This window comes from Acinetobacter sp. YK3 (assembly GCF_001729365.1).
GTDB classification, from domain to species: Bacteria; Pseudomonadota; Gammaproteobacteria; order Pseudomonadales; family Moraxellaceae; genus Acinetobacter; species Acinetobacter vivianii.
This window is the reverse complement of record NZ_LZPJ01000139.1, coordinates 1-14,287: the sequence shown is the minus strand read 5'-3', so window position 1 is coordinate 14,287 and position 14,287 is coordinate 1. Positions and strand designations below refer to the sequence as shown.

Below are 14,287 nucleotides of genomic sequence, written 5' to 3'. Positions count from 1 at the left end.
TTAGTTTAAGCTTTCTTTTTTGTGCTTGTACAAATAGTGCCCCATACGAAAATACTCATGAATTTAAATTAGCCGAAACTGGTAATGTTGATGCACAATATAATGTTGCAATGAATTTTTTAAATGGTGATGAAGGTTACCCAAAAGATTATGATCAAGCTAAGCGGTGGCTTGAAATGGCTTCTGAACAAGGTGATGCTTCTGCGCAAAATGCTTTAGGTATTATTTATTTAAGGGGCCTAGGTGGCGATAAAAATCTAAGTAAATCAGAATATTATTACAGATTGGCGGCAAATCAAAATCATGAAAATGCACAATTGCAGCTGGCTTTAATTTTATTAAATAACAACAAAGTTGAAGATTTGGCTGAAGCTAAAAATTGGTTAAGGAAATCTAGCTTGCTAGGGAATTTTGAAGCAAAAAGTAAACTAGAAGGATTAAATGATGAGAAATAATTATAAGTTTTGAAATTTATCTAAAATATTTATGGTTGAGGAAGGAAATGACAAATCACTTTAAGAAGTTACACATTTTTTTAATGGTAGTATTTCTTTCGAGTTGCTCTTTACTTGAGCAAGAATCATGTATCCATAATTTTAATAAGAGAGTGATTGAACTAAGCCATGATCTAAAGGTTCAGCAGGCGATCAATCATATTGACAAGAATTTTTTTTGTGGAAACCTAACTTATACTGAGTTTTATAATCATATAGATGTGTTACTAGCAAATTTGAATGATACTCAGAAACAAGATTTTTATACAATTTTATTTTTTGCTGAGTTTCATCGCAATGAAAATGGTGGTGAGTATATTGAATTTTTAACGAAAAATAATATCAATATTTACAAGCAATATAAGCTAAAAATGACTGACCAAAAGTTATTGGATAAGATGAAATATACTGATGAAGAATGGTTAAATATAAAAGCCTTGGGTGAGATGCTTCATTAATGTATTTTATTATGATTCATTATATAATCCTAAATTACTGTTTAAGTAATTAAAGTATAGATGTTGATTTTTGATTAATTATAAAGGGTAAGTTTTGTCTTCTGTAAAATCTTCTTATATCGCTGGTTTCTGGCGTCGATCATTCGCTTTTCTTATTGATTTATTACTGGTAGGTGGTTTCTGTTGGAGTGTGACTCAGCTTCTCTCTAACGTTTTGTACCAATTTCCAATTATATCTATCTTGGTTGGCTATTTTTTTGTTATTTTATATTTCAGCTTATTAAACAGTCATTTAAATTCTGGGCAAACTTTCGGAAAGCAGCTTTTAAAAATTAAAGTGGCAGACAAACATGGAGATGATCTTGCTGTCATTCCATCATTGCTGCGTTCAGCCATCTTATTTGCTCCATCATGCTTGATGTCATTAAGTGACTATTTTCCTATTTTATTTTTGTCTGAAGTATTCAACTTATTACTGGTCTGCTTACAAATCCTGATTGTTTATTTTTATATCTTTAACCGTCGCAATCGTCGTTCTGTCCATGATTTTATTGCGGGTTCAATGGTTGTTAACTTACAAAAAAATGATCAAGAACAGCCCGTCCCTGAGATGTGGCCTAAGCATACAATTTTTGCATTGCTCATCACTCTGGTGTGTTTAGGAACTGGGGCATCTTCTTTCAATGTATTTGATCGGGAGGAGTTTGTTGAAATTAAACAGTTTAAACACATTCAACCTGAAATTATTCATGTAAAACAGATTTCAGAAATGGAAGATGAATCAGAGACTCAATTCATTTTGTTTGATGTTCAGATCAATGATTTGTCAAAACTGAATAATTCATTTTTCGCACAAGAGTTCGTAGACAACCTACAAAGATTTAAGCCGCAGTTGATAAATGAAGACAATAAAATTTCATTACTTTTAAGTACACGGTTTCAATTTGGTCTAGCTTCATCCATTAATTTGAACATGTATTCAGTTAAAAAAACGCAGCAAGGATTAAAGGTTGTAGAAGAGATTTCTACCGTAAATTTTTAAACTATGAAAAAGCTGAAGCTATGTGTTTCATTAATCAAACGATTTAATTGGGATGCAAGTCGCTTCAAAAGCTTTATGAATGATTCATCATTAAACACACTCCGTAAAGACCGACTTTATAGTTTAACCATTGTTTGTGAGCATGAATTTCTTCATTTTCATATAAGGTTAAACAAGGACGTACAACAATGAAAAAAGCACTGCTTCTCTTAAGCTCAATGGGTGTCTTGGCAAATATGCCTGTCTTGGCAGCCGATTTAAGTATCGGTGACCCGAAAACACAATCCGGTGAACTGAAACTGACAGGCGCAATCCGTACCCGTTATATTCATAAAGATTATGTTGTTGAGGCTAATGAAGGTTCCAAGAACGATGATTGGCGACTGGCGGATATCAAAGCGGTATTGAGTTATGAAAATCCAAATTGGATTGCCTCAATGGATGTGCGTTGCTATCAGTATGATCGCTTATGTGATGCTTTATTTCTAAAAGATGCTTGGGCAGGCTATAAATTTTCAGATCACCAACGCGTAACAGTTGGTTTGCAATCGGTTGATTTTGGCTTTGGACGATTGTGGGGCAACAGCTATTATGAAACTTTGCTCAATACCGTGGGACTGGAAGATATTCAAAACCTTGGAGTGAAGTACCAGTTTAAGGACAACTTATATAATTTCATTCTCGGTTTTTATCCAACCGATGGTGGAAATTATAAAGGAACATCCAAAGATTCCAGTCGTTATAGTGGTAACTTTGTTCGAGCTGATGATTTGACTCAAGGCACCGATCTTGATGAAAAGAATATGTGGGTGACGCGCTTATCTAGAAAGTTTGATATCGATCAATCTCAGAATTTCTCGACTGAAATTGGTGGTTCTTACTGGTATTCGGAACTTGAAAATAATCGCACCAATCGAGATGGGCATCGTAGTACCTGGAGTGTCTTTAGCACCACCAATTATCAGGCATGGCAATGGTTGTTCTTGGCAGGCGAGCAGGACGTTAAAAATGCAGATGATCTTTTACCGAAAAGTTCGACGATAGGGGCTTTTGATTATCCCTATCAGGTGGCCAATAAGGGCAAATATATGGCCAATGAAATCAATTACACCTTTGCCAAGCCATTCCATCAGTTAGAAAATATTAAACCTTACGTATCTTATAGCCGTTTTTATAAAGATGAATCGGTTATCAAGATTCGGATCGCTTAATCGCAGGTCTGTATTTTAACTATAAAAAAATCGGCATACAGGGTGAATATATCTGGAGTCGCAATGACCCGATGACGGGCAGTGGTGCAGATGGCCTTGCTCAAGGTGACAGCAATCAATGGAATAAATTGTTCTATTTATCGCTGGGTTATTATTTCTAAGTTCAATATCGAAAATGAGCCAGTCTGTTCGTCATGGACTGGCTTTTTTATTTAGGCGATTCTTAGGATCAAAGCACCAATTAAAATGAGACCTGAAGACATAATTCGTACCGCATTGATGCGCTCTTTCAGAATAAAAATCGAGATTAGTGTGGCAAATAAAATTGAGGTTTCACGCAATGCCGCGACAACGGCAACGGGTGCAAAGGTCATCGCCCACAGTGCTAATCCATAAGAAAAAAATGAACCAATGCCACCGATTAAGCCTAAATGCCAATTCAGGCGGAAATATGCACCCATTTGTCGATATTGCATTCTCAAGGCGAACATCAAAAAGATCAGGCCTGAGAGAACAAAGCTCCATAAGATATAGGAAATCGGTGACCCAGACAGGCGGATCCCGTGACCATCCAGCAAAGTATAACCTGCGATCAGTACTGCATTCAGCAAGGCCAGACCAATGCCTTTGCGTCCCGTTTTAGGGGCAGCCAAGATCATGGATAGGATACCGATAGAGATGGTGATAATGCCAATCCACGCATTAAATTCCAGTTGCTCATGCAGCAAAAACGTACCGAATACTGCCACAATAAGGGGGGCAGTGCCACGCATCAGCGGATAGGTCAGCCCCATATCAGCAACGCGATAGATTTTGGCAACCAGTCCAAAATACAGAATTTGTATTGCCGTTGAAGCCAGAATATAAGGCCAGCTATCACTGTGTGGTATTGGAAAAAAGGGTAACAGGATCGCGGCTAAAACTGCTGCTGATGCCGTGACCAGTACCGTGGTTAAAAACTTATTTGTCCCTGCCTTTACAATGGCATTCCAGCTGGCATGGCATGCTGCTGCAATTAAAATAAGGACAAATATTGCCGTGCTCATAGGCTGCCTGCTGATTCATGATCTCGCTAATGTGCATGATATTGCTGAAAAAAGAAAGCACGCAGCTTATCGCGATTATAGAAATACTTTTTCAGTATTTGGATTGATTGGCTCAACTGGCTGAATCAGCTTTCCACGCGTCAGATTCTGGATATGTTGTAAACGGTTAATCAGTTCATTTTGAATAAATAGAATACAGGTCTGTAATTTTGACGAGCTTTTTAAACGCGAAGGATAAACCGCCCAGACATCGGCATCTTGCCAGTATTCAGGCAAAATGTGCTGCAATTCACCGCTAATCAATTCATCTGCCACATCCCAGATCGAACGTAAGATAATGCCATGTCCTTCAATGGCTAACTGGTGAATAATCTCGCCATTATTGGAAATGAAGCGCGGTGTGACATGGACGGACATATCTTCCGAGGTATGACGCAATTTCCATAAGACTGAGGACTGATCACGTTCACTGATGGTTAGGCAATCGTGGCTGCGTAAATCTTCCAGATTTTCAGGCATGCCATGTTTCAATAAATAACTGGGTGCTGCACAAAAAATCCGAAAATTTGAAACCAGTTTTTTGGCAATCATATTCGGTGCAATGTCATTACCAATTCGAATATCCAAATCAATGCTGTGCTGAATCAGGTCTTTGGTGTTGTCAATGGTATCGAACTGGATCTCAAGTTTTGGATACATGGTCAACAGTTTAGACAGAATCGGCGCAACATGTTTTCGGCCAAAACCAAAGCTGCTGACAATGTCGAGATGACCCGTTGGCGTGCTTAAGGGGTTATTGACCAGCTCACTGATTTCATCGAATTCATCCAGAATATTGGAGACCCGATCCAGAATCAGTTTGCCATCCTCGGTCAAACTGACATGACGGGTGCTGCGATGGAACAGTTTGCAGTTCAGGTTGGTTTCTAAAATATTGATGCGTTTACTGATAAATGCAGGTGAAACGCCCAGCTCCTCAGCTGAATCGACAAAACTCTTGCGTTTGGCGACTGTACAAAAAACCTTTAAATCCGATAGGTTAGGTAGATTATTCACGATCCGTGTCCATTGGGGTGATAGTTTTCTTATTGATCATTGTTGCCGAAAACAGCATGTTTACAGCTAAGGATATTAACCAAAGGTGTAAGGGAGCGTTATGGCAAAAAAGTATAAAGTTGCCACGATTGCGGGCGATGGAATTGGCTTAGAAGTTCTACCAGAAGGAATCAAGGTTGTAAAGGCAGCGGCAGACAAATATGGCATTCAACTTCAAATGGATAGCTTTGATTGGGCCAGCTGTGATTACTACCTAGAACACGGCAAAATGATGCCGGATAACTGGTTTGAAGTCCTGCAGGAATATGATGCAATTTTCTTTGGTGCAGTGGGTTGGCCTGACAAGGTGCCTGATCATATTTCACTGTGGGGATCATTGCTGCAATTCCGCCGTCGTTTTGATCAGTATGTGAATTTACGTCCAGTTCGGTTAATGCCGGGGGTGAAATGTCCACTGGCTGGCAAGCAACCGGGGGATATCGATTTTTATGTGGTTCGTGAAAATAGTGAAGGTGAGTACTCTGCGATTGGTGGTAAAGCCTTTGAAGGCACAGATCGTGAGTTTGTTTTACAGGAAGCGGTATTTACCCGTCATGGTGTCGATCGCATTTTGAAATATGCATTTGAATTTGCAGATCAGCGTGAGGCGAAAAAAATCACGGCTGCAACCAAATCTAACGGCATTGCGGTGAGTATGCCCTACTGGGACGAACGTGTCGATGAAATGGCTAAACGCTATCCGCAAATCAAGGCAGATAAACAGCATGTCGATATTTTAGCGGCACGGTTTGTATTGCAACCTGAGCGTTTTGATGTGGTGGTGGCATCGAATTTATTTGGGGACATTTTATCGGATTTAGGACCTGCATGTACGGGCACGATTGGTTTGGCGGCTTCGGCAAACTTAAACCCCGAACGGAAGTTTCCATCCTTGTTTGAACCTGTACATGGATCAGCGCCTGATATTTATGGACTACAAATTGCCAATCCGATTGCTGCAATTTGGTCGGGTGCGATGATGCTGGATTTCTTGGCAGACGGTGATGAACAGGTGATTCAGGCTGGACAGGAAATCATGCAGGCGATTGAGCATGTTCTGGTGAATGGCCCTAAAACGCCAGATGTCGGTGGAACTGCAAAAACCTATGAAGTAGGCGATGCAATTGCATCCTGTGTGACTGAGCAAAAAATGGATTTATTCGCGATGGAGTAAGTACCCCTTAGGGAATAGTCACTATCCGAGATGGATTGAATAGATATGGATAATCAAATTACAAAACCTTATACAGATAAGACGCTTGCGATCACCAGTCTTGCCGTTGTGTTTACATCAGTGGCTGGTCTAGCAATTTACTCATCTGAATCAATACAACTGGCTGCAAAATGGATGCAGTGGACCACGTCAGTGTTTACCACGCCAGTCCTTTTATTTGCTTTTTTATCAATTATTTTTACCTTCGGTTTGGCTTTTAGTAAATACGGCAAGATCAAGCTCGGTGAAGGTAAACCTCAATACAGCACGATGTCATGGATTTTCATGTTCATTCTATCTGGGATTGGGTCTTCCACCTTGTACTGGGGCTTTTTGGACTGGGCTTATTATTACCAAACCCCAGGCTTAAATTTAGCACCTGAATCGGCAGCAGCGCTGAAATACAGCGTGGCTTATTCTTTCTTTCACTCGGGTTTGAGTGCATGGTCAATCTATGCTTTGGCATCGATTTCACTGTGCTACAGCTATCATGTCAGAAAGAATAAAGGTTTGAGCTTGGCATCCGTGATTGAAGCGGTGACAGGTTTTAAAGCAACGGGTCCAGTTGGTCGTGTGGTTGATCTGATGTTCTTGTTGTGTATGTTTGGTGCCTTGACCATTTCACTGGTACTGACGGCTGTGACCTTTACCAACATTCTGTCGCAACTGACTGGTATTCCAAATACCTTTATGACTAAAGTCATCATTATTTTAGCGGTATCCATTTTATTCGCTCTCAGCTCTTATGTCGGTATGGATAAGGGGATGCAGCGCTTAAGTCATATGGTGTGTTTGGGTGTGGTGCTGTTCGCGATCTATGTGCTGTGCTTTGGCCCAACCCAATTCATTATGAATAATTCATTGATGAGTTTTGGTCTCATGGCGACCAACTTTGTGGATATGAGTCTGTTTACTGACCCGATGGGCGATGGAAAATTCACACGTGAATGGACTGTGTTCTATTGGTTATGGTGGATCTCTTATGCACCGGGTGTGGCGTTATTCGTAACACGTGTCTCAAAAGGACGCACCATTAAAGAAGTGATTCTTGCCATGGTCATCGGCGGTAGCGTTGGTTTATGGTTCATCTTCGGTGTATTTGAGAACTACAGTGTCTACAGCTTCATTCACGGTATGGTCAATGTCCCGCAAGTCTTGACTCAGCAAGGCGGTGAAGTGGCGATCGGTCAACTGCTCGGTTTACTGCCAGCAGGCAAGCTGATGATGTGGTTGTTCCTTGGCATTATGGTGATTTTCCTTGCAGCACATATGGATGCGGTCGGTTATGCCGTCTCTGCAACCTGTACCCGTGGTTTGCGTGAAGGGCAGGATCCGTCTCCAAATGCACGTTTATTCTGGTGTGTGATGTTAACTCTAGTGCCAATTGCGATGATTTTCTCTAAGGCGCCGTTAGACACCATGAAAACTGCGACCATTGTGACTGCCTTGCCGTTTATTGTGATTATTCTGGTGCAGACCTATGGGTTGGTGAAGTGGCTGATTGAGGATTATTCCAAGGTGCCATCGCATTTGATCGAGCAGAATAGCTTTAATGACTTGGAAGCACTTGAGCATACGGACTCAAATCAACAGATGCAGATTGATATCGCGGCAACAGCAGTTGCACATAAAAGCAGTCAAAAGGAATTGTTATGACCCAGCAACCGAACACGCGCTATGAGTTAAGCGAAGAAATGCAAAGTCTGGTGTATTGGAGCAGCATTTATTCAGCAGCGGATAACGATATTGATTCAATTCGTGCAGCCTACGATGCCATGTGTATGCATTACACCTTGCCACGCGATGGTGCTGTCAATATTGAAGATAAAACCGTTGCGCATGCCACTCATCCCGTCAATGTTCGGTTGTATTCACCACAGGGTGAGGCACCTGAAGCGGGTTGGCCTTGTATTCTGTTTCTCCATGGGGGTGGCTGGATGCTGGGCAATCTGGATTCGCATGAATTTATCACCCGATATTTATGTCGTGATCTGAATGTTGCAGTACTAAGTGTAGATTATCGTTTGGTACCAGAGCATCATTTTCCAGCCGCTTATGAGGATTGTGAAACGGTTTATAAATGGCTCCGCGCGCATGGCGCAGACTGGAACATTAACCCGGCACAGATTGTGTTAGCAGGTGACAGTGCAGGCGGCAATTTAGCTGCGGCACTGGCGGTTCAGCTACAGCATACAGGCAATCAGGCCTGTGGTTTGGCCTTGATCTATCCTTGTTTGAGCAGCAGTTTTGATACGGCGTCTTGCCAGCAGCATGCACATGCGCCGTTACTGACGCTCGAGGAAATGCATTATTACTTGAAGGAATATGCACCGAATGAAAGTGACTGGAAAGATACACGTTTAGCGCCACTGAATGCACAGGATTTTTCCAACATGCCACATAGCTTTGTTGCGGTTGCTGAATATGATCCACTGAGTGACGACGGACGTATTTTCGTGGACAAGTTAAAACAAGCCAATATTGCCGCCGAGTTTTATCTCGGCAAAGGATTACTGCATGGCAGTTTACGTTTAGTACGTGATTGTCCTGTGGTGCAGGATTTATATCAGCACATGCTGAGTTCGTTAAAGCAAATGTTCAAGTGATTTGAACATCAGCCAATTTTGATAAAACGGTCGTTAGGACAAAAGAGTTTAATGGAGTAAAACCATGAATGCAGTTGAAAAATTACCAGAAGATTTCTGTTCAAACCCAAATGTGGCGTGGACATTTCCAAAAGTGTTCTATACCTCATCTCAGGTATTTGAGCGTGAAAAAGAAGAAATTTTTGCGAAAAGCTGGATTTGCGTGGCACATGGCAGTGAAGTTGCCCAAGCCAATGACTATATTACCCGTAAGGTGATTGGTGAAAATATTATCGTGATTCGCGGTAAAGACAGCGTATTACGTGCCTTTTATAATGTCTGCCCGCATCGTGGTCATGAGTTGTTAAGTGGCAGCGGCAAAGCGAAAAATGTGATTACCTGTCCGTATCATGCATGGACATTTAAGTTGGATGGTAGTTTGGCATTGGCGCGTAACTGTGATCATGTTGAGTCTTTCGACAAGCAAAACTCAAGCATGGTGCCGTTAAAAGTTGAAGAATATGGTGGTTTTGTCTTTATCAATATGGATGAAAATGCCACTTGTGTTGAAGATCAATTGCCTGAATTTGCACAAAAACTCAATGAAGCTTGTGCTGTGATCAAAGACTTGAAACTGGCTGCGCGTTTCGTAACGGAAACGCCTGCAAACTGGAAAGTGATCGTGGATAACTATTTAGAATGTTATCACTGTGGTCCAGCGCATCCTGGTTTTGCAGACTCGGTACAGGTGGATAAATACTGGCATACCACCCATCAAAACTGGACGCTGCAATATGGTTATGCACGTTCTTCAGAGAAATCCTTCAAGCTTGATCCATCAGTCAAAGACCCGACATTTAGCGGTTTCTGGACATGGCCTTGCACCATGTTTAACGTGCCGCCAGGTGCAAACTTCATGACGGTGATCTATGAGTTTCCGATGGATGCGGAAACCACTTTGCAGCACTACGATATTTTCTTCACCAATGAAGAGTTGACTCAAGATCAGAAAGATTTGATCGAATGGTATCGCAATGTCTTCCGTCCTGAAGACCTTGAACTGGTTGAAAGTGTACAACGTGGCTTGAAATCACGTGGCTATCGCGGTCAGGGCCGTATCATGACGGATAAGCAACGTTCAGGCATCAGTGAGCATGGTATCGCGTATTTCCAGAATCTTGTTGCGCAGTATCACAAATAATTTTGTATCAGGCTTATTAAGGGTACGGTGAAAGACCGTACCTTGCTTTCAATCGATAGGATCATGACATGTCAAGTTTGCAAGGAAGTCAATTATTTCAACAACGCGGATTGATTAATGGCCAGTGGGTCAATGCGCAAACCAATGCCACCATTCCTGTGACCAATCCTGCAACAGGAGAAGAAATTGGCTTGATTCCGAATATGGGTGCTGCGGAAGCCAATGAAGCGGTTGAAGTGGCATATCAGGCTTTAGCATCGTGGAAAGGATTAACGGCACAAAAACGTGCAGATCTGTTATTGGCTTGGCATCAACTGGTTTTGAGTCATGCTGATGAACTGGCACGCATTATGACTATTGAGCAGGGGAAACCTTTAGCCGAAGCATTGGGTGAAGTGAAATACGCAGCTTCATTTATTCAATGGTTTGCGGAAGAAGGCAAACGCGTTTATGGCGATGTGATTCCCACCACCAATAGCCAGCAGCGTTTTATTGTGACCAAAGAACCTGTCGGAGTAGTGGCTGCGATTACGCCATGGAATTTCCCGATCGCGATGATTACCCGTAAAGCGGCACCTGCTTTGGCGGCGGGTTGTACCATCGTGATTAAGCCTGCCAATGAAACCCCATATTGTGCGCTTGCAATTGCTAAACTGGCTGAAATGGCAGGCATTCCAGCAGGTGTCATTAATGTAGTTACAGGCAAATCGCAAGAAATTGGTTCGGTATTTACCAGCCATGAAAAAGTCAAAAAACTGACTTTTACAGGTTCTACGCCGGTCGGACGTTTATTGATGCAGCAATGTTCAGATACCATCAAAAAACTGGCACTTGAACTGGGTGGCAATGCACCACTGATCGTATTTGATGATGCTGATTTGGATAAAGCAGTTCAAGGCGCAATCTTTGCCAAGTTCCGTAATGCGGGACAAACCTGTGTCTGTGCCAATCGGATTTATGTACATGACAAGATTTATCAGGCATTTACCGAGAAATTTGTACAAGAAGTACAGAAATTCAAAATTGGTAATGGTTTGGAACAGAATGTACAGATTGGACCGTTAATCAATGAAAAGGCCGTGCTTAAAGCTCAACAGTTAATTGATGATGCCTGTGGCAAAGGTGCGCAAGTGGCGTGCGGTGGTAAACAACATGCACTTGGACAAACCTTCTTTGAACCGACCGTGTTAACCGACGTATCGCGAGATATGGAAATTGTTCAGGAAGAAATTTTTGGCCCTGTAGCCCCTTTAATCCGCTTTACAGATGAAGCCGATGTGGTCGCACAAGCCAATGATACGATTTTTGGTTTAGCGGCCTATGTTTATAGCGAAAACATTTCACGGATCTGGCGTGTTGCTGAACAGCTGGAATATGGCATGGTTGGGATGAATTCAACCGCTATCTCCAATGAAGTCGTGCCATTTGGTGGCGTTAAACAATCTGGTGTGGGGCGTGAAGGTTCTAAATACGGTTTAGAAGAGTTCATGACCATTAAATATATGTGTTTAGGATTATAGCAACAATGCCTGTTGCGACTCTCTTCATCGAGGGTCAACAGGCAATATGCAGTTAAAATTAGAAAATGCTTAGATGAGCAGCATGCGGTAAAGAGGATTTAGACATGGCTAGTCATTATGAAATGTTCCCATCAGTGGTCACTCGTGTAGAGCAACTGACCCCATTGATTAAACGGTTCACATTTAAACGTCAGGACGGACAAAATTTTCCTCAGTTTAATGGTGGCAGTCATATCATTGTCAAAATGAATGACCAGCTATCCAATGCTTATTCATTGATGAGCTGTGCTCAAGATCTTTCGACTTACCAAGTCTGTGTACGTAAGGATGTCGAAGGTAAAGGCGGCTCCGTTTATATGCATGATCAGTGCAATGAAGGCTGTGAAATTCTGATTTCTGAACCAAAGAATTTATTTCCGTTGGCGGAAGAAGGTGAGAAACATATTTTAATTGCGGGTGGTATAGGAATTACGCCGTTTGTACCGCAAATGGATGAGCTGGCAGCGCGTGGTGCAGACTATGAATTGCATTATGCCTACCGTTCGCCAGAACATGCTGCATTGTTAGAAGAACTCAAGCAAAAGCATGGTGAACATATTATTAGCTATATTGATTCAGATGGAAAATATCTTGATCTCGATCAATTGATTGGGTCTCAACCTAAAGGTACGCACGTCTATGTGTGTGGGCCTAAACCGATGATTGATGCAGTGATTGATCGTTGTAATTACCATCGTTACCGCGATGAATATATTCACTGGGAGCAATTTGCATCTACCGTACCAGAGGAAGGTGAAGCATTTACGGTTGTTCTGGCGAAATCGAATCAGGAAGTGGAAGTTCAAGGGAACCAGACGATCTTGCAGGCGATTGAACTCCTCAACATTGATGTGGAATGTTTATGTCGTGAAGGTGTGTGTGGGACTTGTGAAACCATGATTCTGGAAGGTGAGGCAGAGCATTTCGATCAGTATCTGAGTGATGATGAAAAAGCATCACAGCAGTCCATGATGATCTGCGTGTCACGTGCCAAAGGCAAGAAATTGGTACTTGATCTGTAAGCTGTCTGACTGATTGCCTCAGCGTGTTTTTTAGCCACTCAAATCAATGTAGATGTGAAAGGTTCAAAATTAATATTCATTTAAGCTGGGGCAATTAATTTAAAAGGACGGAAATAACCGTATACACAGTACACCTTTCGCCACATTCCAGATGTGGCATTTTTTTGCCTTAAGATTTTGAATTAAATCACTTGTCGTAAATCACGTGCCGTTTCCTGTAATAACGGCAGAATATGGGTAATTAAATAGTCTTTGGTGGTGCGCATGGTCGGGGACACAATATTCAGTGCCGCGACTACGCTGGCATTGGAATCATAAATGGGTACAGCGACTGCATGTACGCCCAACTCATGTTCTTCACAAGAATAACACCAATCTTGTTCCTTGATTTCATGGAGTAAATCCAGAAACTCTTCACTATCGGTATGGGTATATTTGGTCAAACGTTTTAATGGATATTTTTCTAACCAGCGTTTTTGTTGTTCGGGCGTTAAATGTGCCAGTAAAATCTTGCCAGCCGAAGTGGCATGGGCGGGGAGACGATTACCCAAATGCAAGCCATAAGGATTGACCCGATCAGTTTGTTGATGGGCGGCACTACGGGCAATGGTAATTGCTTCATAGCTATCTAGCACCATGACTGAATAAATCAGTGAAGTCTGATTGGTTAAGAGATTCAGTAAAGGTTGACAGATTTTCGGAAGAGAAGAACCGTCGAGATAAGCTCCTGAGAATTTTAAAATTTTTGGAGATAAATAATAATAATGACCATCAAAATCTAAATAGCCTAAGTATTCTAGTGTCAGTAGGTGGCGTCGAGCCGCAGCACGGGTCATTCCTGTTTTTTCAGCCGCCGTACTCATATTCAGGCGGTGGCGTTCAGGCCCAAAACATTCCAGAATGGACAGACCTTTGGCAATCCCCGCAATAAAATCCTCATGGCGTATGGTTTTTTTATTTTCACTATGATGAATGAGTCGCGGACTTTTATCTTGATCATTTTCCATTGTTTAGATTATCCATTTCAAATCCTTTGACGAAGAATTATTCTAATCCAATCACGACTAATTTACTTGGATAATGTTCGATGATCGAACATAAAAAATAATAATCGAACAAAAACCATTTTAAAACGTAGAAGTCAGCGCAGAATTTATCAAGAATAAATAGAAGAAATCCGAACAAAACACTCAACTTCATTTTATCGGCTTTTAGATGGATGAATGGGTGATGCACAGTACAGGAAGTAGTCAGATGATTGATAAGAGTACCGCCTCATTGACCGAGGCACTGTCACAGATCAAGGATGGAGCAACCATCATGATTGGTGGCTTCGGCACCGCAGGACAACCCGCTGAACT

Annotated in this window: 13 protein-coding genes and 1 pseudogene; 11 read left to right on the top strand and 3 right to left on the bottom strand. The window is 41.7% G+C overall.

The genetic code is table 11. From position 1 onward, the window contains the following. From A9Z07_RS16540 to A9Z07_RS16525, 4 genes and pseudogenes are all read left to right on the top strand, one after another. On the top strand, positions 1–455 hold a 455-nt coding region (locus A9Z07_RS16540), incomplete at its 5' end, for a tetratricopeptide repeat protein (RefSeq protein ID WP_069579888.1). A 47-nt stretch (positions 456–502) separates the two neighbouring features. Then, positions 503–952, top strand: a complete 450-nt coding sequence (locus A9Z07_RS16535) for a hypothetical protein (RefSeq protein ID WP_069579887.1) — start codon at positions 503–505, stop codon at positions 950–952. Positions 953–1,046: 94 nt separating this feature from the next. Further along, positions 1,047–1,994: an RDD family protein gene (locus tag A9Z07_RS16530; protein ID WP_062846935.1), complete on the top strand. Its 948-nt coding sequence runs from the start codon at positions 1,047–1,049 to the stop codon at positions 1,992–1,994. 188 nt (positions 1,995–2,182) lie between these two features. Then, positions 2,183–3,366, top strand: a pseudogene (locus A9Z07_RS16525) (porin). Between the two features lie 51 nt (positions 3,367–3,417). Here the strand turns inward: A9Z07_RS16525 and A9Z07_RS16520 are convergent. Together A9Z07_RS16520 and A9Z07_RS16515 are read right to left on the bottom strand one after the other, a co-directional pair. Continuing rightward, positions 3,418–4,251, bottom strand: coding sequence for an EamA family transporter (locus A9Z07_RS16520; RefSeq protein WP_069579886.1), 834 nt, complete (start codon positions 4,249–4,251; stop codon positions 3,418–3,420). 75 nt (positions 4,252–4,326) lie between these two features. Next, on the bottom strand, positions 4,327–5,307 hold the full coding sequence (locus A9Z07_RS16515; protein WP_004772837.1) for a LysR family transcriptional regulator: 981 nt from the start codon (positions 5,305–5,307) through the stop codon (positions 4,327–4,329). Between the two features lie 100 nt (positions 5,308–5,407). Between A9Z07_RS16515 and A9Z07_RS16510 the strand changes: the two genes are divergently transcribed. From A9Z07_RS16510 to cntB, 6 genes are all read left to right on the top strand, one after another. Next, the gene (locus tag A9Z07_RS16510; RefSeq protein ID WP_069579885.1) at positions 5,408–6,520 is read left to right on the top strand and encodes a tartrate dehydrogenase; all 1,113 of its coding nucleotides are present in this window, start codon (positions 5,408–5,410) and stop codon (positions 6,518–6,520) included. 39 nt (positions 6,521–6,559) lie between these two features. Beyond that, a complete protein-coding gene (locus A9Z07_RS16505) occupies positions 6,560–8,215 on the top strand; it encodes a BCCT family transporter (protein WP_171258998.1) in 1,656 nt (551 codons plus the stop codon). Next, complete coding sequence (locus tag A9Z07_RS16500; RefSeq protein ID WP_069579883.1) at positions 8,212–9,165, top strand: alpha/beta hydrolase; 954 nt, start codon at positions 8,212–8,214, stop codon at positions 9,163–9,165. The genes A9Z07_RS16505 and A9Z07_RS16500 overlap by 4 nt, the downstream gene beginning before the upstream one ends. Positions 9,166–9,229: 64 nt before the next feature. Beyond that, positions 9,230–10,345, top strand: coding sequence for a carnitine monooxygenase subunit alpha (gene cntA / locus A9Z07_RS16495; protein WP_004772828.1), 1,116 nt, complete (start codon positions 9,230–9,232; stop codon positions 10,343–10,345). Between the two features lie 68 nt (positions 10,346–10,413). Then, positions 10,414–11,865: an NAD-dependent succinate-semialdehyde dehydrogenase gene (locus A9Z07_RS16490; protein ID WP_069579882.1), complete on the top strand. Its 1,452-nt coding sequence runs from the start codon at positions 10,414–10,416 to the stop codon at positions 11,863–11,865. 104 nt (positions 11,866–11,969) lie between these two features. Further along, a complete protein-coding gene (gene cntB / locus A9Z07_RS16485; RefSeq protein WP_069579881.1) occupies positions 11,970–12,926 on the top strand; it encodes a carnitine monooxygenase, reductase subunit CntB in 957 nt (318 codons plus the stop codon). Positions 12,927–13,108: 182 nt separating this feature from the next. Here cntB and pcaU read toward each other — a convergent pair whose 3' ends face one another. Further along, positions 13,109–13,933, bottom strand: a complete 825-nt coding sequence (pcaU, locus tag A9Z07_RS16480) for an IclR family transcriptional regulator PcaU (RefSeq protein WP_004772824.1) — start codon at positions 13,931–13,933, stop codon at positions 13,109–13,111. A 247-nt stretch (positions 13,934–14,180) separates the two neighbouring features. Between pcaU and A9Z07_RS17745 the strand changes: the two genes are divergently transcribed. Next, positions 14,181–14,287: CoA-transferase (locus A9Z07_RS17745; protein ID WP_319822843.1), on the top strand; the 107-nt coding region annotated here is incomplete at its 3' end.